The sequence below is a fragment of the Micromonospora sp. NPDC048842 genome (assembly GCF_040649935.1).
Lineage (GTDB): Bacteria > Actinomycetota > Actinomycetes > Mycobacteriales > Micromonosporaceae > Micromonospora > Micromonospora hortensis.
Genome location: NZ_JBEZGK010000024.1, coordinates 80,833 through 101,585, shown reverse-complemented (window position 1 = coordinate 101,585; position 20,753 = coordinate 80,833). Strand labels below are relative to the sequence as shown.

Annotated in this window: 16 protein-coding genes; 15 read left to right on the top strand and 1 reads right to left on the bottom strand. The window is 71.7% G+C overall.

The features are described from left to right. Positions 1-1,499 precede the first annotated feature (1,499 nt). The 6 genes from AB0C19_RS27065 to mltG all read left to right on the top strand — a co-directional run bounded on the left by AB0C19_RS27065 (position 1,500) and on the right by mltG (position 7,550). Entirely contained in the window at positions 1,500-2,195 is a 696-nt protein-coding gene (locus AB0C19_RS27065; RefSeq protein WP_357189808.1) for a hypothetical protein, read from the top strand. A gap of 149 nt (positions 2,196-2,344) precedes the next feature. Then, positions 2,345-2,809, top strand: coding sequence for a DUF948 domain-containing protein (locus tag AB0C19_RS27060; protein ID WP_091401858.1), 465 nt, complete (start codon positions 2,345-2,347; stop codon positions 2,807-2,809). A 30-nt stretch (positions 2,810-2,839) separates the two neighbouring features. Further along, entirely contained in the window at positions 2,840-3,145 is a 306-nt protein-coding gene (locus AB0C19_RS27055) for a hypothetical protein (RefSeq protein ID WP_091401860.1), read from the top strand. Further along, positions 3,142-5,820 carry an alanine--tRNA ligase gene (alaS, locus tag AB0C19_RS27050; protein WP_357189793.1) on the top strand — a complete coding sequence of 893 codons (2,679 nt, stop codon included), beginning with the start codon at positions 3,142-3,144 and terminating at the stop codon, positions 5,818-5,820. Before AB0C19_RS27055 ends, alaS begins: the two co-directional genes overlap by 4 nt. A gap of 72 nt (positions 5,821-5,892) precedes the next feature. Then, complete coding sequence (ruvX, locus tag AB0C19_RS27045) at positions 5,893-6,351, top strand: Holliday junction resolvase RuvX (protein ID WP_112677948.1); 459 nt, start codon at positions 5,893-5,895, stop codon at positions 6,349-6,351. Continuing rightward, the gene (gene mltG / locus AB0C19_RS27040; RefSeq protein ID WP_357189790.1) at positions 6,351-7,550 is read left to right on the top strand and encodes an endolytic transglycosylase MltG; all 1,200 of its coding nucleotides are present in this window, start codon (positions 6,351-6,353) and stop codon (positions 7,548-7,550) included. The genes ruvX and mltG overlap by 1 nt, the downstream gene beginning before the upstream one ends. A gap of 112 nt (positions 7,551-7,662) precedes the next feature. Here mltG and AB0C19_RS27035 read toward each other — a convergent pair whose 3' ends face one another. After that, positions 7,663-8,094, bottom strand: coding sequence for a hypothetical protein (locus AB0C19_RS27035; protein WP_357189788.1), 432 nt, complete (start codon positions 8,092-8,094; stop codon positions 7,663-7,665). Positions 8,095-8,365: 271 nt separating this feature from the next. On the opposite strand from AB0C19_RS27035, the gene AB0C19_RS27030 reads away from it, so the two are divergent. The 9 genes from AB0C19_RS27030 to AB0C19_RS26990 all read left to right on the top strand — a co-directional run bounded on the left by AB0C19_RS27030 (position 8,366) and on the right by AB0C19_RS26990 (position 20,714). Continuing rightward, positions 8,366-9,193 (top strand): shikimate dehydrogenase, encoded by an 828-nt coding sequence (locus AB0C19_RS27030; protein ID WP_357189806.1) that lies wholly within the window; start codon positions 8,366-8,368, stop codon positions 9,191-9,193. Between the two features lie 248 nt (positions 9,194-9,441). After that, positions 9,442-11,148, top strand: a complete 1,707-nt coding sequence (locus AB0C19_RS27025; RefSeq protein WP_357189786.1) for a glycosyl hydrolase — start codon at positions 9,442-9,444, stop codon at positions 11,146-11,148. 222 nt (positions 11,149-11,370) lie between these two features. Then, positions 11,371-13,308, top strand: coding sequence for a hypothetical protein (locus AB0C19_RS27020; protein WP_357189784.1), 1,938 nt, complete (start codon positions 11,371-11,373; stop codon positions 13,306-13,308). Positions 13,309-13,436: 128 nt separating this feature from the next. Then, a complete protein-coding gene (locus AB0C19_RS27015; protein ID WP_181518689.1) occupies positions 13,437-13,955 on the top strand; it encodes a DapH/DapD/GlmU-related protein in 519 nt (172 codons plus the stop codon). Further along, positions 13,948-15,546 (top strand): lipopolysaccharide biosynthesis protein, encoded by a 1,599-nt coding sequence (locus AB0C19_RS27010; RefSeq protein WP_357189782.1) that lies wholly within the window; start codon positions 13,948-13,950, stop codon positions 15,544-15,546. Before AB0C19_RS27015 ends, AB0C19_RS27010 begins: the two co-directional genes overlap by 8 nt. Before the next feature lie 68 nt (positions 15,547-15,614). After that, on the top strand, positions 15,615-16,910 hold the full coding sequence (locus AB0C19_RS27005; RefSeq protein ID WP_357189804.1) for an O-antigen ligase family protein: 1,296 nt from the start codon (positions 15,615-15,617) through the stop codon (positions 16,908-16,910). After that, entirely contained in the window at positions 16,907-18,544 is a 1,638-nt protein-coding gene (locus AB0C19_RS27000; RefSeq protein ID WP_357189780.1) for a lipopolysaccharide biosynthesis protein, read from the top strand. Before AB0C19_RS27005 ends, AB0C19_RS27000 begins: the two co-directional genes overlap by 4 nt. Positions 18,545-18,552: 8 nt before the next feature. Continuing rightward, positions 18,553-19,455: a sulfotransferase domain-containing protein gene (locus AB0C19_RS26995; RefSeq protein WP_357189803.1), complete on the top strand. Its 903-nt coding sequence runs from the start codon at positions 18,553-18,555 to the stop codon at positions 19,453-19,455. Then, on the top strand, positions 19,452-20,714 hold the full coding sequence (locus AB0C19_RS26990; protein WP_357189778.1) for a hypothetical protein: 1,263 nt from the start codon (positions 19,452-19,454) through the stop codon (positions 20,712-20,714). Before AB0C19_RS26995 ends, AB0C19_RS26990 begins: the two co-directional genes overlap by 4 nt. The last annotated feature ends 39 nt before the right edge of the window (positions 20,715-20,753 follow it).

Here is a 20,753-nt window from a genome sequence, read left to right as displayed (position 1 = left end):
GGTCAACCTCTCCGCCGCGCCGGTGCCGATGCCAGCTCAGGGGGAGTTGCTGCTGGCCAGCGGGCCGCTCGACGACGGGTTGCTGCCGTCCGACAACCGGCGGGCGTCGCCGCGCCGCGGAACCCGACGAGCCGGTGGTGCCCCGCTCGGGCAACGCGCCACCGGTGCCCCGCTCGGGCAACGCACCACCGGTGCCCCGCTCGGGCAACGCGCCACCAGTGCCCCGCTCGGGCAACGCGTCGTCGGTGCCCGAGGCGACCGGAGCGCACAGCGGCGCCCTGCCCACCACCGGCCCCGCCGACGGCACCGTTCGCCGCCGGGTCGTCTCCGACGAACAGGAACGCCGAACCCCGCCCGGCGGCGAACCCCGCCCGGAGCGGCCGGACCGCCCGGAGCGGCCCGCGGACTGGCTCCGCCAGGCCGGCCGCCTGCCACACACCGACCCCGGCCTGCCGGTGGTCAACCGCCGAGACGGCGGTCCGCCGGCCGGGGGTCGTCGTCCGGGCCCGCCCACCGGGTCGGGAGACCTCACCGACCAGGCGTCCGGTCGGCTCGCCGTGCCCGACCCGGTCGCGGAACGCACCGCCGCCCGCCGGCCCGCCGGCCCGCCGGTCGACCCGGGCGCGGACGCACCGACCGGTCGTCGTGGCGTCCGGCCCGACGCGTCGGGATCCACCGGAGAGCAGGCCCTGACCTACCCCCCGCCGCCCGGTGACCGGCCCGCCCGTGGGCGCGGCGCTGCGGCGGTGCCCACTCCGGACCCCACCGGCCAGCGCGGCCGTGCCGTGGCGGGGCACGGCCCGGACGCACCGCCCGCCACGGATCCGACCGCCCGGCGACGGCGCGGACCGGCCGAGCCCGGCCCCGGCGGTCCGGCTGCCCCCGGTCGACAGGGGCCCGCGAGCGACCACGGCGACGACCCCTATGCCGGTGGTCGACCCGGCGCCGGTCCCGCTGCTCGGGGCGCGGCCCGCTCCGTCCCACCCGGCCGGGCCCGCCCCATCCCGGGCGACGCGCCGGCACCCGGCACCGGGCGTCGTGGCGCTGACGGCCCACTGCGTCCCGGCCCGGGTGGCGAGGCGGCACCCCGGGACGCGACCCGTCCGGACGGCCCGGCCCGCGCGGCGGTGCCGCCTGGTGTGGATGGTCCGCCGCGTTCTGGCGTGGATGGTCCGCCGCGTTCGCGTCCGGACGGTCCGGCTCGTGCCGCCGTCCGCCCACCCGGCGGGCAGCCGCCAACCGACGACCGGACGACCGGTGAGCCAGGGCCGACCCGTGGTGCCGTACCGGCCGGGCGACCCGCGCCGGCCGACCGTGCCGCCGGACGTGCCCTGCCTCCGAATCGGGAGCCCGGTCGTGCCGAGCCGAGCGGTGTCGCGCCCGTGCCGCCGCCCGGACGCGCCGGCGAACCCGTCGGCGTGGCCCGCGCCGCCGCCGTGGTTCCCGCGGTGTCCGGCCCGGTGGACCGGCCGGAACCGGAGCCCTCCGACGGGCCGGCGCTGCGCTCGGCCGGCCAGGACGCGCCGGACGACGACGCCGCACCGGGTGCCCGTTCCGAGGAACGCCGGCAGACCCGTGAACGACGTCGCCTGCGCGCGGCGGTGTTGGTGCTGGTCAGCGTCGTGCTGCTCGGCGCGGTGCCGCTCTTCTTCGGGATCCGGACGCTGAGCCGTGACCCGGTCTTCGACAACCTGGACCAGCTCGGCGTGCCCGCCTGGGCGGCCGCGAAGACTGTCGACGACGTCAGCGGCAGTCGCTGGTGCCTGCTCGACTGCCGGCTGCGTGAGCGCACCGTGACCTCGGAGAAGGCGCCCAAGGAGACGGCGCAGGTCTACGAGGACGCGCTGCGCCGGGACGGGTGGCAGCCGTGGAAGGTGAGCCGCTGCCCGGAACAGCAGACGAAGGGCACCTACACCTGCTGGCGTCGCGACGAGTTGACCCTCGACCTGTGGGTACGCGAGCCGACCTGTGTGCCCCCGCCGGTGGACGGCGAGCCGGCTGTCGTGCCGTCCGGCGACCCGTCGGCCGCTGCGACCGACTGCACCGGCTCGTTGGTGTCGGTGAAGGTGCGCAATGCGATCGACGACGAGCGGACCAGGCCGCAGCCGACCACCGACCCGTCACTGACCGGTGAGGATCCGTTCCCAACTGTCAGTGCGGATCCGCTGGGTGAGCCGACACCCTCACCGTCCTGAGCCGGTCTCCATCACGGACGGTAGGGTCTGGGGCTGGCGGGCGCGCCCGCTGCCGGTGACCGCCGACGGCTCGGCGGCCGGTACGGGTGGCATGGTTGTGCGTTCCGGGGACGTCGGGTCCTGCGGAACTCTGCTTGAGGAGGACAGGCGTGGGCGACTTTGGAGCGATCGCGGCGCTGATCGCGGCATCCGCGTTCGCGGTGCTGGTGCTCATCCTGACGCTGCCCATCCTGCGGCTGCGGCACACGGTTGACGCCACCACCCGCATGATCAACGACCTGAACGATCGGACCGCGCCGCTGCTCGGTGACGTGAACACCACTGTGAAGAACGTCAACACCGCGCTGGAGCAGGTGCAGACCTCGCTCGACGGTGTGAACCTCCAGCTGGCGAAGGTCGACACCATGACCAGCCACGCGCAGAACGTCACCGCCAACGTCGCCAACCTGGCCACCGTCGTCTCCGCCGCGGCCGCGAACCCCCTGGTCAAGGTGGCCGCGTTCGGCTACGGCGTGCGTAAGGCCGCCGCCGGCCGCCGGCACGCCGAGACCGAGCGCGAGGTACGCGACACCATCAAGCAGCAGCGACGGGCCGCGCGACGCGGCAACAGCTGATCGACCCGGCGCACCAGGAGGTAGCGGGACATGAGGCGCTTGTTCTGGCTCGGCATCGGGGTGGCCGTCGGTGTGATCGTGGTCCGCAAGGCGACCCGGACCGCGCAGGCGTACACGCCGGCGGGGATCGCCAGCTCGCTGACGGAATCCGCTGGCGGGCTCGTCGAGTCGCTGCGTAGTTTCGTGGAGGACGTCCGGGTCGGGATGGCCGAACGCGAGCAGGAGATCCACCACGCGTTCGCCCAGGGCGAGGCGTTCGACGACAAGTTCGCCGACCTGCGGGAAGACCCGCGAATCGGCGATCGAGAAATCTTTCCGGAGGAACACCAGCGATGAAGACGGCGGAGATCAAGCGGCGGTACCTCGCGCACTTCGAGGCGAATGGCCACACCGTGGTGCCGTCCGCTCCGCTGCCCGCCATCAGCGACCCGAACCTGCTGTTCGTCAACGCCGGCATGGTGCAGTTCGTCCCGTACTTCCTGGGCCAGCAGACGCCCGCGTACCAGCGGGCGGTCAGCGTGCAGAAGTGCATCCGTACCCCGGACATCGACGAGGTCGGTAAGACCAGCCGGCACGGCACGTTCTTCCAGATGAACGGCAACTTCTCCTTCGGTGACTACTTCAAGGCCGGCGCGATTCCGCTGGCCTGGGAGTTGTCCACGAAGCCGATCGCCGAGGGTGGTTACGGGCTGGATCCGGAGCGGATCTGGCCGACTGTCTACCTCGACGACGACGAGGCGTACGAGATCTGGCGGTCGGTGGGGGTGCCGGCCGAGCGGATCGTGCGCCGGGGCAAGGCGGACAACTTCTGGTCGATGGGCATTCCCGGGCCGTGCGGTCCGTCGTCGGAGCTGTTCTACGACCGGGGCCCGGAGTACGGCCGTGAGGGCGGCCCGGCGGTCGACGAGGACCGGTACATGGAGTACTGGAACCTCGTCTTCATGCAGTTCGAGCGGGGTCCGGGCACTACCAAGGAGGACTACCCGATCCTGGGTGACCTGCCGGCGAAGAACATCGACACCGGCATGGGCCTGGAGCGGATGGCCTCGATCCTGCAGGGTGTCGACAACCTGTACGAGATCGACGAGGTCCGGCCGATCCTCGCCCGGGCGGCCGAGCTGACCGGTAAGCGGTACGGCGCCCACTCCGGGCATGTGGCCAGCGAGTCGCACCCGGACGACGTCCGGCTGCGGGTGATCGCGGATCACGTGCGGACCGCGCTGATGCTGATCGGCGACGGGGTGACCCCGTCCAACGAGGGTCGCGGGTACGTGCTGCGCCGGATCATGCGCCGGGCGATCCGGTCGATCCGGCTGCTGGGCTGGCAGGACCGGGCGCTGCCCGAGCTGCTGCCGGTGGCCCGGGACTGCATGGCGCCGTCGTACCCGGAGCTGGCGACCGACTTCGACCGGATCGCGGATTACGCGTACGCGGAGGAGGAGGCGTTCCTGTCCACCCTTCGGGCCGGCACCACGATCCTGGACACCGCGATCGCGGAGACCCGCACGGCGGGCGGCTCGGCGCTGTCCGGGGCGAAGGCGTTCCAGCTGCACGACACCTACGGCTTCCCGATCGATCTGACCCTGGAGATCGCCGCGGAGCAGGGCCTCACTGTCGACGACGAGGGGTTCCGGCGGCTGATGGCCGACCAGCGGACCCGGGCGAAGGCGGACGCGCAGGCCCGCAAGACGGGGCACGTCGACCTGTCGGCGTACCGGTCGGTGCTCGACGCGGGTGGTCCGGTGACGTTCACCGGGTACAGCGAGGTGTCCCGCGAGTCGACGGTGCGGGCGCTGCTCGGCGCCGACGGCCCGCGTCAGGCGGCGACCGAGGGCGACACCATCGAGCTGGTGCTGGACACCACCCCGTTCTACGCCGAGGGCGGTGGGCAGCAGCCCGACCAGGGCATGATCACGGTTGGTGGCGGGCAGGTCGAGGTCCTCGACGTGCAGCAGCCGGTGCCCGGTCTGATCGTGCACCGCGCCCGGGTGATCCGGGGTGAGGTACGCGCCGGTGAGGCCGGCTTCGCCGAGATCGACACGACGCGACGTCGGGCCATCTCCCGGTCGCACACCGCCACGCACCTGGTGCACCAGACCATGCGCAACTTCCTCGGTGAGTCGGCCACGCAGGCGGGGTCGCTGAACGCCCCCGGTCGGCTCCGGTTCGACTTCAACACCCCGACCGGGGTGTCGCCGAGCGTCCTGCGCGACGTGGAGCAGCAGGTGAACGAGGTGCTCCTGGCCGACCTGGAGGTGCACGCCTTCATCACCTCGTTGGAGGAGGCGCGGCGCATCGGCGCGATGGCGCTCTTCGGCGAGAAGTACGGCGAGGAGGTGCGGGTCGTCGAGGTGGGGGACTACGCCCGGGAGTTGTGCGGCGGCACGCACGTTGCCCGCTCGGCCCAGCTCGGCCTCGTGAAGATCCTCTCCGAGTCGTCGATCGGCTCCGGTGTCCGCCGGGTCGAGGCGCTGGTCGGCATGGACGCCTTCGGCTTCCTGGCCAAGGAGCACCTGTTGGTCTCCCGGCTGGCCGAGCTGTACCGGGTGCCAAACGATCAGGTCGCCGATCGGGTGGAGCAGACGGTCACCCAGCTTCGCGACGCCGAGAAGGAGCTGGAGAAGCTGCGGGCCCAGCTGGTGCTGGGTGGTGCGGCGGCGCTCGCGGCGCAGGCCAAGGACGTGCGCGGGGTGGCGTACGTGGGCACCGAGGCGCCGGAGGGCGCGGCCGGCAACGATGTGCGGACTCTGGCTCAGGAGATCCGCGGCAAGATCGACCCGGCGCGGCCGGCGGTCGTGGCGGTGGCGGCGCGGTCGAACGGCAAGGCGTCACTGGTGGTGGCGGTCAACGCTGCGGCGCGCAGCCGGGGCCTGGCCGCGTCGGATCTGGTGAAGGCGGCGTTCTCCGGGCGCGGGGGAGGCAGCCCCGACCTGGCCCAGGGCGGCGGACTGCCTGCGGCCGAGGCGCCGAACCTGCTGCTCACCGTCGAGAAGGCGATCACTGAGGCGTGATAGATCATCACTGTGAGTCAGGGCGGGCCGATTGGTCCGCCCTGGTTCGTACCCGGCCGGTGGTGACCGTCGGTGGCTGAGCTGACGCGCGGTGTGCGGATCGGCGTGGATGTCGGTCAGGTGCGGGTGGGCGTCTCCCGCTCGGATCCGGACGGGATCTTGGCAACGCCGCTGGTCACCCTGGCCCGCGATCTCACGGCGGCGCCGGACGCGGTGCCGAGCGACCTCGCCGAGCTGGCCGCGTTGGTGGCCGAGCACGAGGCCGTCGGGGTTGTCGTCGGTCTTCCGGTCAATCTCGCCGGCAAGCACGGTCCTGCGGCCGTCCATGTGAAGGCGTACGCTGACCGACTGGTCGATGTGATAGCGCCTGTCCCGGTAACGCTCACTGACGAGAGGATGTCGACGGTGGTCGCTTCTCGTAGGCTTGCCGAGCGTGGCGTCCGAGGTAAACGTCAACGTGCGGTTGTCGATCAGGCAGCCGCGGTGGAGATCCTGCAGAGCTGGCTGGACGCGCAGCGGAGGCGGACGTAATGATCGACGATCTGGATCTTGGGTTCGACGAGCCGGAGCGGGGGGAGAAGGGTCGGCACCGGCGCGGCTTCCGCAAGGGCAAGGGCAAGGGCGGGTCCGGCGGCGGCCGGGGCAAGACGTTCCTGGCTCTGCTGATGGCCCTGCTCCTGTTGGGCACCATCGGCGGCGGTGCGTTCTACGGCTTCGACCGTATCCAGAACTACTTCGTCACCCCCGACTACGACGGCAGCGGGACCGGTGAGATCACCGTCGAGATCAAGAACGGCGCGCTGCTCGCCGACATGGCCGACGCCCTGGTGGCGGCCGACGTGGTGAAGAGCCAGAAGGCGTTCATCGAGGCGGCCGACGCCAACTCGCGCAGCAAGAACATCCAGCCGGGCACGTACAAGCTGCGCAAGCAGATGAGCGGCGCGAACGCCGTGACAGCGATGCTCGACCTGAAGAACAAGATCGTCAACGGGCTGACCATCCCCGAGGGCCGCACGAGCTTCAACATCTACAAGCTGCTCTCCGAGAAGACCAAGATCCCGGTCAAGGACTTCCAGGCCGCCGCGAAGGACCCGGAGGGGCTCGGCGTCCCGGACTGGTGGTTCAAGCGCGGCGACGGCAAGAAGAGCGTCAAGTCCATCGAGGGCTTCCTCTTCCCGGACACCTACGAGATCCCGCCGAAGTCCACCGCCGAGAGCGTCCTCAAGCTGATGGTGAACCGCTTCCTCTCGGTGACGGGGGAGATGAAGTTCGCCGACCGGGTGCAGGAGGAACGCAAGGTCAGCCCGTACGAGGCGCTGATCGTCGCGTCGCTGGCCCAGGCCGAGGCGGGCAACAAGGACGACCTGGGCAAGGTCGCCAGGGTGGCCTACAACCGCGCGTACGGCGAGTTCGACTGCAACTGCCTGGAGATGGACGTCACTGTCAACTACTACCTGGAGTCGATCGGTAAGCCGACCAAGTCGTCCAAGCAGATGACGGCGGCCGAGCTGGACGACCAGAAGAACCCGTACAACCGCAAGCTGCGGGGCATGATCCCCACCCCGATCAACAACCCGGGTAAGCAGGCCCTGGAAGGGGCGATGGACACGCCGACCGGCAAGTGGCTCTACTTCGTGGCCATCGACGACAAGGGTCACTCCGCGTTCGCCGATACGTACGAGCAGCACCAGCGCAACGAGGCCAAGGCTCGGGAGGCCGGCATCATCTGACCGGCCGGGTCACGCCATAAAGGCTCCCTTCCCATTGCGACCGCATTTATGGTCGCTGTCGGGAAGGGAGCCTTTTACGGTTCAGCCGTGACGCGCAATTAATGCGCCATTGTCAGTGGCTCGTTCCGGTCCACGTGCCGGTGCGCGGGTTGAGGAACGTCCACACGCCGTTGCTGTTCTGCTTGCGCAGACCGAACGTGCGGTTGTAGCCGTAGTAGAAGTACCCGGTCTGGGTGCTCGTGTCGAACCCGGTGTTGCGGTTGACAGCGCCGTACGCCTCACCCCAGGTCTCCGGCCCGACCGAGCCGTCGATGCCGACGTTCATCACGTCCTGCCAGGTCCTGGTCTTGGCGGCGGTGTTGGAGCCGAACTCCCCGTCGATGAAGCTGGTGCCGACGTTGCCGCTCAGGTCGTCGGCCCAGACGATGGCCTGCCAGAGCCGCACGATGTTGCCGCTCCGGACGCAGGAGCTGGACTGGCACAGCTGGTGGTTGTCGGACCAGCTGCCCGCAGCGGCGTCCGCCCGCGCGGGTGCGGCGGTCATCAGCGAAAGGCTGAAAACCGCGGCAATCGCGATAAGGGCACGGAGAATGCTTTTGTTCAAGGTTTCCCCTTTTTCGATCGGCGCTTCCGTCCCCGGAATGCTTTCACCAACGTCGATGTGGGTCAAGCGATAACCCGGTCGCGCAGGGTGGCTGCGGAGCCGGTTCCCTGGTGCCCGGGACGGGGTGCTGGGTACTGTCGATTCCGACGTGTGCGGGAGAGCGGGGAAATGATGTCGACTGTGACCGGGCCACCGGCGGCGACCGGCGGTGATCGTGTCGACCCGTAGGGCCGCGGTGCTGGGCAAGCCGATCGCGCACTCCCTCTCGCCGGTGATCCACACCGCGGGTTATGTCGCAGCAGGGCTGACCGGGTGGTCGTACACCCGGATCGAGTGCGCGGCGGCGGAGCTGCCGGATCTGGTCGCCGGGCTGGGCCCGGAGTGGGCCGGGTTGTCGGTGACCATGCCGGGCAAGGAGGCGGCGCTCGCCGTGGCCGACGCCGCGTCGCCGGTCGCCGCCGCCGTCGGCGCGGCCAACACGTTGGTACGCCGCACGGACGGCTCCTGGTACGCGGACAACACCGACGTCGCCGGCATGGTGCGGGTGCTCACCGACGCCGGTGTGACCGCCGGTGCCGCAGTGACGGTGCTCGGCGCCGGCGGAACGGCCCGCGCCGCGCTCGCCGCCGCGGCGCAGCTCGCGTGCTCGTCGGTGACCGTGGTGGCCCGCCGACCCGAGGCGGTCGACGAGTTGCGCCCGGTGGCGGAGGCGCTGGGTGTCGCGCTGACGCCCGCGCCATGGGGCGACGCACCCCGGCGGATCGCCGGCGCCGACGTGGTCGTCTCCACGGTGCCGAAGGGGGTCGCCGACCCGCTGGCCGGCGCGGTGGCCTGGCGGCCGGGTGCGGTGTTCTTCGACGCGCTCTACGACCCGTGGCCGACCCCGTTGGCGACGGCCGCGAACGTGGCCGGTCGCCGGATCGTCTCCGGGCTGGATCTGCTGCTGGCCCAGGCCATCGGGCAGTTCGAGCAGTTCACCGGCGTGACCGCGCCGAGGGCGGCGATGGCCGCCGCGCTGACTGCCGCTCGCGCCGGCTGACGGACCGAACAGGCGGTCCGGCCGGGGTCGCCGATGGTCGCCACCCGTTCCGGAAGCGCTGGCGACGCGCCCGTTGACTCCGCGCGTGATCCCCGGGCAAGGTGTGTGGCGGGCTTCGGCGGCCAGAGCCCCGAGGCGGTTTCTTAGCTGACGGTTAAGACGCGCTTACGGGAAACTGTCCTACCTGCCACATGTCCTGGTCATCGATACGCTGCTCACCGTTACGGACGCAGACACAGGGAGTTTCCTTGACCAGGCACGGACTGCACCGCATCACCCGGTTCCGTTCTGGACCCCGGCGTAAGGCGATTGCCATCGGCGTGGTCGGCGGTTCGGTGGTGGCCGGCATCGTGGCGACCATGATGCCGCTGCTGGCCAGCGACGACCTGTCGATCCGGGCGGCGGCCGACACCACCGCCACCGCGGTGTCGCAGGACGGTGACAACGCGGCCAAGTCGACGCTGGCCACCTGCGCGACGCGCTGCGACGGCAACCCGCGCGGTGGCCGCGAGGCGGTCATCGAGTTCGCGGTGACCACGGTGCCGTCCACCGCTGTCAACATCCGGGCGACGCTGCGGGTGCACGCCTGGCAGCAGTTCGCCGCCACGGTGACGGCGCACGCCTCGCCGCTGAGTGCCCGCGAGTCGCGGCCGCCGCTGACGTCGGCCGGTGCCGCACTGGACAGCGTGACCAGCGTGTCCAAGGGCTTCAACGAGTGGGACGTCTCCAAGTTGGTCACCGGCAACGGCACCTGGACGGTCTCGTTGGCGCAGAGCGGCCTGGAGAGCCGGATCTACTGGGCGTCGGTCGAGAACCGCAACCCGGATCTGCGACCCAGCCTGCTGATCAGCTACGACCTCGGGTCCCGGCCGTCGCCGGGGACGCCCACCCGGCCGGCGCCGCCGCCGTCGCCGAGCGCGTCGCCGACCACCGCCGCGCCGAAGCCGTCGCCGACAATCGCCCCGACCCGGACGGCGACCCCGAGCGCCAGCGGCACCCTCCCGTCCGGCAAGTGTGGGTCCGTCTCGGACAAGCTCGTCCCGTCCTGTGGCGCCTGGTGGGGCATGTACTCGCCCGCCGGAGCGGCCGGCGGCTGGGATCACGGCAAGGCCGTCACCGACGTGGAGACGCAGGTCGGGCGCAAGTTCGACATCGTGCACCGATACCACGACTTCTCCAACGCCGGCAGCAACGGCGCCTTCCCCGACATGTACGAGTCGCAGCAGATGCGCGAAGGCCGGTTGATGTTCTTCGCCTGGGAGTCGCGTGACTTCTCCGCCGGCACCACCCTCAAGTGGTCGGATGTCTACGGCGGTAAGCAGGACGACACCATCGACGCGGTCGCGGGCCGGATCCGTGCCGCGGGTGTGCCGGTCTTCATCGGCTTCGACCACGAGCCGGAGGACGAGCCGAACAAGGGCAGCGACGCCGACTTCGTCCGGGCCTGGCGCTACGTCCACGAGCGGTTCGCCAACGCCGGTGCGACAAACGCGGTCTGGGTCTGGACGATGATGGGTTGGTCCGGGCACTACTCCCGGTACGCCGGCCTGTACCCCGGTGACCAGTACGTCGACTGGGTGGCCTACGACCCGTACAACTTCCACGTCTGCAACGGCAGCACCGTGTGGAAGAGCCCGAGCACGACTGTCGGTGGCTTCTACCGGTGGTTGGACGACAACGGAATCGGTGCGGGCAAGCCCCGGATGCTCGCCGAGTTCGGCACCAACTTCAACTCCGCCGACCTGGGTGCCAAGCAACGCTGGTTCCAGGAGTTCCCGGCGGCGCTGAAGGCGCACCCGAAGATCAAGGCGGCGATCTACTTCAACTCGGCCGGTATGACCAGCCGCACGTCGACCTGCGACATGACGATGAATCACGACGCCTCGGCGGTGGCCGGCTTCGCGCAGGCCGGACAGGACCCCTACCTGCGGCAACCCACCGGAGGTAAGCGCTGACGTTCGAAACGGGCTGACCGGACGGCGTTCGTCGGGGGGTCGGACATCCGATCCTCCGGCGTTCTGTCGGCTTGCGGATTCATGCACCGCCCAATCGGCGGATTTTGTTAACCAGGCTGGACGAGGCACGCTACCTCGGGTTCTCATCCAATCTGGAGGCGCAGCGTGCCCAAACTCTCGCACTTGTGGCGTTTTGCAGGACGACGTCGTACTCGGGCGGGGATGGTCGCGTTGGCGATCATCGCCGCAGCTCTGGGCGTGCCCACTACCGCGTCGGCCGCTGTGGTGCCGGTCCCGGCCACGGCGACCCTGGTGTCGGCGAACCCCGCCGACGCGACCCCGCACGCCCGAGACGGTGAGACCCGTGCCTTCGCGCAGGTGGGCAACACGGTCTTCGTCGGCGGCAGCTTCACCCAGCTCCGGCAGACCGCCAGTTCCGCGTGGGTCACGCAGCGCTATCTCTTCGCGTACGACCGGACCACCGGCACCATGTCGACCACCTTCCTGCCGGTGCTCGACGGCGCGGTCAACACGCTCCTCGCCGGCCCCGGCGGCACGCTGATCGTCGGCGGCACCTTCAAGAACGTCAACGGCGTCTCCCGGAAGAACCTGGTGGCGCTCAACCCGTCGACCGGCGCGATCATCGACAGCTGGGTCGGGCGTTCCGACGGCGGCACGGTCCGTGACCTGGCGCTGCACGGCAACTGGCTGTACGTGGCCGGCGCGTTCAACTGGCTCAACGGCACCGCGCACGCGGGTCTGGGCCGGCTCAACGCGACCACCGGCGCGATCGACCCGAGCTTCAGCATCGACGCCACAGTGGGACGGCACGGCACCACGTCGTACGTCTGGACCATCGACGTCGCGCCGGACGGCGACACCCTTGTCGTCGGCGGCAACTTCACGCTCGTCAACGACCTGCCGCGCAACCAGATGGCGTTGGTGGACGTCTCCGGGACTCCCACGCTGCTCGACTGGAGCACCGACAAGTTCGTTGCGCCGTGCGCCTCGCCGACGACCTTCGTGCACTACGTGCAGGACGTGAAGTTCGGTGGCGACGGCAGCTGGTTCGTGGTCGGCACCAACGGCGGCGCCGGCTGGCCGGCCGCGTACTGCGACGCCCTGGTCCGCTTCGAGACCGCCGCGCGGGGCACTGGCCTGCTCGCCACCTGGGTCGACTACACCGGTAACGACACCATCACCTCGGTCGAGGTGGCGGACAACGTCATCTACCTGGGCGGGCACTTCCGCTGGGTCAACAACCCGAACGCCAGCGACAACGCCGGTCCGGGTGCTGTCGACCGGCTCGGCATCGCCGCCGTCACTCCGGCGACCGGCATGCCGGTGAACTGGAACCCGCGCCGTAGCGGCAGCGCCTCGATGCCGTCGGGCACCAGCAACTGGGGTTCGTCGGTGCCGGTGCTCTGGCGCGGCTCGGACGGCCTCTACTTCGGGCACAACTCCGATGGCATGGGCGAGGAGTACCACGGCCGGCTCGGCATGTTCCCGCTCGCCGGCGGACGCACCTTCACCCCGAAGAACCCGCCGTCGGCCACCACCGGCAACCTCTACCTCGGCACCGCCTCGGGCACCGTGGCGAAGGTGCCGTTCAACGGCACCGCGCTGGGCACCGCGACCACTGTCAGCCAGCCCGCCTACACGGCGGCCGGCGCGACCTGGCGGGTGGACGACCGGATCTACTGGTCGCACGCGGTGGCCGGCACGCCCACCGGCAGTCGGATCGACATCTCGCTCTTCAACGGAGGCGCGATCGGCTCGCCGTGGGAGGCGTCCGGCTACAACGACTGGTACAACCCGGCGTTGCTGACCGGCGCCTTCTTCCTCGACGGCCGGCTCTACTACACCCGCACCGGGGCGAACAGCCTCTACTACCGCTACTTCGAGATCGACGGCAACTACCTGGGCGCCACCGAGTTCGCCCTGCCGACGACTGGCGTGACCTGGTCCGCGGTGCGGGGCATGGCCTGGGTGGGCGGTCGGATCGTCTACGGCTCCACCGACGGCGCGCTGCGGAGCGTGCCGTTCGACCCGACGGCCGCGCCGAGCGCCGCTGTCGACGGCACGACGGCGACAGTCGTCAGCAGCGCGACGCCCGAGTTGTCCTGGTCTACTCCATCGACATTCTTCTCCGTACAGTAAGGGTCAACCGTTCGTAACGGAGCATCGGTAGATTGTTCACGTTGGGCCGGTGGCGGTACCCACCGCCGCCGGCCCGCGACGGTGGGGGAGGGTCGTTGCTCGGCGCCGCTGGCATCCGAACGAGACGCGTGGTGCGTCTGGTCTTCGCGGTCAAACGCGGCTGGTATCAGCTCCGTTACCGACGGTTGACACTCGGTCGGGACGTGGAGATCCGTGGCCGGATCCGGTTGCGACGCGGTGTGCGGGTGACCATCGGCGACCGCACCCGCTTGAACAAACTCGTCCGCTTCGCCGGTCCCGGCGAGGTGCGCGTCGGCGCGGACTGTCTGCTCAACGCCACCTGGATCGGCACCTGGACGTCGGTCACCGTGGGGGACCGGTGCCTCCTGTCGGACTGCGAGTTGCTCGACAACGACTTCCACAACCTGCCCCCCGAGCAGCGGCACGCGCCGCCCGGCCCGCTCACCCGTGCCCCGATCGTTCTCGAGGACAACGTCTGGGTCGGTGCGCACGCCCTGGTCCTGAAGGGCGTGCGGGTCGGTCGGGACAGCGTCGTCGGCGCGGCGACGGTGGTCCGCACTGACGTACCACCCGGCGTCGTGGTCGTCGGTAATCCTCAACAGACGGTGAAGAAGTTCCATGACTGATGCAGCGCCCGCCCCCTGGCCCACGGACGGCCCGTCCTCCGGCACCTCGCGTGCCGTGACACTGACCGACCTGCTGCGGGTGCCGATGCACCGGTTGCGGTTGGTGGCGGCGGTCGCCATGGTCGGTCTGCTCGCCGCGCTCGGCTACGTGCTGCTGGTGCCGGCGGCGCTGTCGGCGAGCGCCGTGGTCGCGGTCCGGCCGGTGGTGACCGACGCCTTCACCCCCAGCGGCGCGGGCGCCGACCGCGCCGTCAACATGAACGTGGAGAGCGGCATCGCCACCGGCACCGAGGTGGTGCAGCGCCTCGCCGACTCGGCCGGCGGCGACCCGCGCGACATCCGCGACGCGCTCGAGGTCGAGGTGCCCACCGGTGGGCAGATCCTGCGCTTCACCTACCAGGCGCGCGAGGCGCACCGGGCCGTGCAGAGCGCCAACATGGCCGCCGAGGCCTACCTGAGCGTGCGCCGGGGCATGTACGAGCAGCAGCGCGCCGAGATGCTGCGCTCCTACGACGCCAGCATCACCAAGGTCGCCGCCCAGCAGACCGCGTTGCAGAAGCGGGCGAACACCGCCAAGGACACCGCCGCCGGTGACGCGCTGGTGGCCGAGCTGGCCGGGATCAACAACCAGCTCACCCAGCTCAACGCCGCCCGTACCGAGATCGCGGCTGTGGACGTCAACCCCGGCTGGGTCACCCAGACCGCCGAGAAGGCGCTGGTCACCTCCGCCGGGCACCGGCCGCTCTACCTGGTCGCCGGTCTGCTCGGTGGCGCGCTGATCGGCATCGTGCTGGCGTACCTCTGGGAGTCGACCGACCGGCGGGTCCGCTCGGTCGCCGACGGCCGGGAGGCCTCCGGCCTTCCACTGCTCGGCACCGTACGCCGGCCGGCGTTCCGGGGCAGCCCCAGGGCGGTCGACGCCGACGTCCGGTACGTGGCGATGGCTGTCGCCGAGCGGGTCCGGCAGCCGGCCCGGGTCGCGCTGGTCACCGCCCGGGAGGACGCCACAGTGCTCACCGCCGGGCTCGCCGTGGCGCTCGCCGTGGACGGCCGGGAGGTCTTCGTCGCCGACGACAGCGGACGGATCGAGCGGCTACGGACCATCGTTCTCGCCGACCGGGGGCGGCTGCCCATCGACCCGTCCCGGCCGCTGGTGCCCAAGCCCCGGCCGGCCGGCAGCACACCGGCCGCCGCTGCCGCCACGGAGAGCACGCCCGCCCGTCGGCCCTCCCCGCACCCGCCCGGTGCCCGGCCGTCGACCGACCCCGATGCCACCCTGACACTGCCGAGGGTGTCGTCCGCCCGCCCGGAGAACAGTCGCGTCGTCACCCCCGACGAGGTTGTCGTGGGTGTGGGCAGTGTCCGGTTCGGCACCTGGCGGCAGGGCGCCGACCACGGCCTGGTCCTGTTCAACGCCCCGCCGGCCGAATCCGACGAGCGTGGCGTGGCCGTGGCCCGGCAGGGCAGCGCTGTGGTGGTCGTGGAGCGCGACCGCACCCGGCAGAGTGATCTGCGACGCCTGGTGGAGCGGCTGCGCGCCGCCGGGGTCACCCCACTGGGCTTCGTGCTCACCCGAAACGGTCGGGCCTGAGCGTGTCGGTGACCCGCGCCCCGGCGACCGAACCACCACCCGGAGGCGCTCCGCAGGAGGCCGCGCCGGTGCTGCCGCCGTCCGCGCCGCCGCAACTGCCGCTCTGGCCGCTGTCGATGATGTTCGGCCTGGTGCCGCTCTGGTGGCTGTTCGGTGCGTTCTACCTCGGCTGGCCGCTGCTGGGTGCGCTGCTGTTCGCGTTGCTGCTCACCCGGGGGCGCGTGCCGCTGCCGCCGGCTGCCGGCATCTGGCTGCTCTTCCTCGCCATCGTGGTGGTCAGCGCCACCCAGTTGTCGTCGCCCGCCTCGCTGCTCACGTTCGCCCTGCGGCTGGCCTTCTACCTGACCGCGCTGGTGGTCGGTGTCTACGTCTACGCGGCCGCCCGGGAGCGCGCCAGCCTGGTGGCGGTGCTCACCCCGCTCTGCGCGTTCTGGTTCGGGCTGGTGGCGCTGGGTTGGCTCGGCGTGCTGGTGCCCCGGCTGGCCATGACGACGCCGATGGAGATGCTGCTGCCCGGCGGGGTGGCCGGCACCCCGTTCATCCAGGACATGGTGCACCTCACCACCGCTGAGTACAGCGCCCGTTCGCTCAACCCGATCTATCGACCGGCCGCGCCGTTCGCGTACACAAACAACTACGGCAGCGCGTACGCGATGACCCTGCCCTGCGTGGTGGCCTTCGCGATGCTGCGCCGGCAGGGGCTGCTGCGCTGGGCGCTTCTGGCGTCGCTGCCGCTGTCGCTGGCGCCGGCGTTCCTCACCCTCAACCGGGCGATGTTCCTCAGCCTCGGCGCCGGGCTGGCGGTGCTCGGGGTGCGGGCCAGCCTGCGCGGCAACGTCCGGGTGGCCGCGTCCATCGTCGGGGTGGTGGTGATCGGCGGGTTGGCCACGCTGTTCATCCCGATCACCGAGCTGATCAGCAGGCGGGTCGACTCCAGTGACACCAACACCGACCGGCTCTCGCTCTACACCGAGGTGATCCGCCGGGTGCAGGAGTCGCCCTGGTTGGGCTACGGCGCTCCGGTGAACGTCGACACGGTGTCGGCGGCCGCGCCGATCGGCACCCAGGGGCAGCTGTGGATGGTGCTGTTCAGCCATGGCGTACCCGCGCTCATCTGTTTTCTGGCGTGGTTCGTCGCCGCTGCGGTGATCTGCGCGCGGGCGACCTCGGCGGCCGGGCAGTGGCTGGCGGTGGTGCCGGTGGTCTGCCTCGTGCAGGTCCCGTTCTACGGCATGGCCAACCAGAATCTCGCTGTCGCGTTCTTCGCTGTCGCCTTCGCGATGGCGCTGACCGAACGTGAACGGTCGACCCGGTTGGCCGGGGCGTCGCCGACGCCCGCGCGGACCGCGCCGGTGCCCGCGTGACCGCCGCGACCCGACCGTCGGCCGGTGCCGACGAGGGCCGGCCGACGTCCACCCCCGCCGAGGATCAGGCCAGGCCGTCGCCCGCCGAGGACGGCGGCTCGGCCGAGACGCGCCGCAGCGCGCGCAGCGGCGTGGCCGGGCTGCTCGGCGCGGCCACCAGCGGCCTGTTCGGGTTCGTGCTGGCGGTCGTGATCACCCGGGGCTACGGCCCGGCCGGCGCCGGCGCGTTCTTCGCCGCGATCGGGGTCGTCACTGTGGCCACCGCGATCTGCACGCTCGGCGCGGAGACCGGTCTGATGTGGGCGCTGCCCCGCCGCAGCGCCGGCGTGCGCGGTGACGCCGCCCGGGTGCTCCCGGTGGCGCTGATCCCGCCGCTGTTGACCGGTCTGCTGGTCGCCGGCGTGGGCGTGTTGGCCGCCGACGCCCTTGCGCCCCGGCTGCTGCGCGGCTCCGGCGCGAGCGGCGACGCTCTGCTCACCGTCACGTTCGCCGCGGTGCCGGTGGTGGTCGCGATGACCCTGCTGCTGGCCACGCTGCGCTGCGTACGGCCCATCCGGGCGTACGTCGGGGTGCAGTTCCTGCTGCTGCCGGTCGCCCGCCCGGTGCTGGTCGGCGCGGCCGCCCTGGCGGGTGGTGGTCTGCTCGCCGGCATGACCGGGTGGTTGGTGCCGGCGGCCTTGGCGCTGCTGGCCTGCCTCACACTCGTCGCCGGCCCGCTCGGGCTGGGCCGGGGCGCGGCGCTGCGTCCGCACCGCGCCGACTGGTCCACGTTCTGGCGATTCGCGTTGCCCCGGGCCGCCTCGGCGGCCATCGACGCCGGCAGCATGTGGGTGGGTGTGCTGCTCACCTCGGTGCTGGCCGGGCCGGCGGACGCCGGTGTGTTCGGCGCCGTCGGCCGGTACGTGCTGGCCGGTCAGTTGGCCATGCAGGGGCTGCGGGTGGCGGTGTCGCCGCAGCTGTCCCGGCTGCTCGGGCGGGGCGAGCGGGCCGCGGCGGCGGCCGTGCACAGGCAGTTGACCACCTGGGGGCTGGTGCTGTCCTGGCCGGTGTACCTGCTGCTGGCGGTCTTCGCGCTGGCCTTCCTCCAGCTGTTCGGGCCGGAGTTCACCGCCGGTGTGCCGGCGATGACGGTGCTCGCGCTGGCGATGCTGGTCAACACCGGAGTGGGCAACGTGCAGAGCCTACTCCTGATGGGCGGGCGCAGCGGGCTGCACCTGGTCGCCACAGTGGCCGGGTTGACGGTGACCGTCTCGCTGGGTCTCTGGCTGATCCCGCGCTATGGCGCGACGGGCGCGGCGGTGGCCTGGGCGGCCGGCATCGCCACCGAGAACCTCACCGCCGCCGGGTTCGCCCGGTCGGTGGTTCGGGAGCCGCTGTTCGACGCCGCGATGGTGCGTGCCGCGGCGGCCACGATCGCCGGCGTGGGCCTGGCCGCCGGGGCCGGCGTGCTGGTGGGCGGTCGCGGCCTGCCCGGCCTCGCTGTGGCGTTGGCGGTGCTGCTGACCGGCTGCGTCGGCATGTTGACGTTGCCCCGGGTGCGCGCCGGCATCCGGGGGACCATGAGGCAGATCCGTGGAGGGGACGACGCGGCCACGGCCGCCGAGCCCACCTCGGCATCGACGAGAGGCAGGTGAGGTTCGTCGTGGTGTCCATCCGTGACCGGGTCAAGCAGTTGGTTCCGACCCAGGTGACCACCCGGGTGAGGGAGTCGCTCGTCGACTACGGCGTTCGCACCAGCGACCGCCGGCCGTTGCCGGACTTCCTGATCATCGGGACCAAACGGGGTGGCACCACCTCCCTGTGGAACTACCTCATCCAGCACCCGTTGGTGCCCCGGCTCTTTCCCGCGTGGAACACCAAGTCGGCGCACTACTTCGAGGAGCACTGGGGCCGCGGCGAAGCCTGGTACCGCTCGCATTTCCCGACCGATCGGCAGCGCGAGGCCCTGGCCAAGCGGCACGGTGGGCCGGTCAGGGTCGGTGAGGCCGCCCCGCTGTACATGTTCCACCCGCTCGCCGCGGAGCGGGTCGCCGCGCTGATGCCGTCGGTGAAGCTCATCGTGCTGCTACGGGACCCGGTGGAGCGGGCGTACTCGCACTGGAAGGAACGCCGCACCCACGGCATCGAACCACTGGACTTCGCCGCCGCGCTGGCGGCCGAGCCGGAACGCACGGCGGGGGAGCGGGAGCGGTTGATCGCCGAGCCGGAGTCGTTCAGCGAGCCGTACGACTGGTACACGTACCGGGCCCGGGGGCGTTACCTGGAGCACCTGGAGCCGTGGCTGGAGCGCTTCGCCCGGGAGCAGATCCTCTTCCTGCCCAGCGAGGACCTGTACCGCGACTCGCGGGCGACCTACCGACGGACCCTGGACTTCCTCGGTCTGCCGGCGTACGACCTGCCCAACTTCAAGGTCTACAACGATCGGCGCTCGGCACCGCTGGAGCCGAGCGTGCGCGCTGAGCTGACCGACTACTACCGGCCGTACAACGACGCGTTGCGTCAACGGCTCGGGCTGGACCTCGACTGGGCGGACCGGGCGGCGTGACGACCCGGGTGGGCCCGGCGACCGACCCGCGTTCACGGGTGGACGGCCTGGGGTGGGTGAGCCGCGCGGTCTTCCCGGACGACCGGGTCGGTCTGACAGTGGCCGGCGCCCCGCCGGCCGGTCACCAGACGGTGGCCCGGTACGCGGTGGTGCCGTCGGTCGCCCGGGCCCGGTTCCTGGTGCCGTTGGGCGCGCCCCGGGCCGGGGCGGCGTCCCTGTTGGCGTACAACGCCCTGCGGCCACCGAAGGTGCGCGCGCTGCGGGCGGTGCTCGGTGGGCTGGCCCGGTTCGGTCGGGTGGGGCTCGCGCCCTTTCCGACGTTGACAGTCTCGGTGCCGGCCGGGGTGCCGGCCGCGGAGCTGCTGCTGAGCGAGCGGCTCTCCGCCGACCTGGGTGACACGCCGCTGCTGGCCGCGTTCGGGGTCCGTCCACCCGACCCGAACGGCAAGCCCACACTGCAACTCTTCAGTGCCGACGGGCGTCCGCGTGGCTATGCGAAGATCGGCTGGAACGACGCGACCCGCGCGCTGGTCAGCGCGGAGGCGGCGGCGTTGCGCGCGTTGCGCGAGGTGGTCGGCGTCGCCGACCATCCGACGCCGCCTCGGCTGCTCACCGAGACGTCGTGGGCGGGCCAGGTGGTCGCGGTGATCGAGCCGTTGCCCCCGGCGGTACGCGGTGTGCCGGTGGACGACCCGCCCCGGATCGCGGCGCTGCTCGCTGTCGCCCGGCGGGGCGGCCCGGCGGGCACACCCCGACCGCTGGTCGACTCGGCCTTCCTGCGCCGGCTGGCCGATCAGGCCGGCCGGGCCGCCGCGACCGAGCCGGCCGGTGCGCGGGCGGTCGCCGCGGTTTCGGCGTTGGCCCGCCGGCATGGCGACACCAGCGTCGAGTTCGGTCACTGGCATGGTGACTGGGTGCCGTGGAACCTGGGCTGGCACGCCGGCCGGTTGGTCGCCTGGGACTGGGAGCACAGCGGGCCGGATGTGCCGGTCGGCTTCGACCTGGCGCACGACGCGTTCCAGCGGGCCCTCGTACTGCGCGGGGAGCCAGCCGACGCCGCCGCGTCGGCAGTGGACGGATATCTGAGTCGGCACGGCGAGCGGCTCGGCCTCGACGCCGCGCAGCGCCGGCTCGTCGCCGACGCGTACCTGGTGGAGATGTGGTTGCGGACGTGGCGGCTGGCCGACGCCGGCGCGGGCTGGAACGCCGCCCTGCATCCCGCACTCTTGGACGTCATCGAGAAAAGACATAGCGGCTGATCTGGAGGAATCGCGGCGACGACGGTGCGCCGCAGAGTG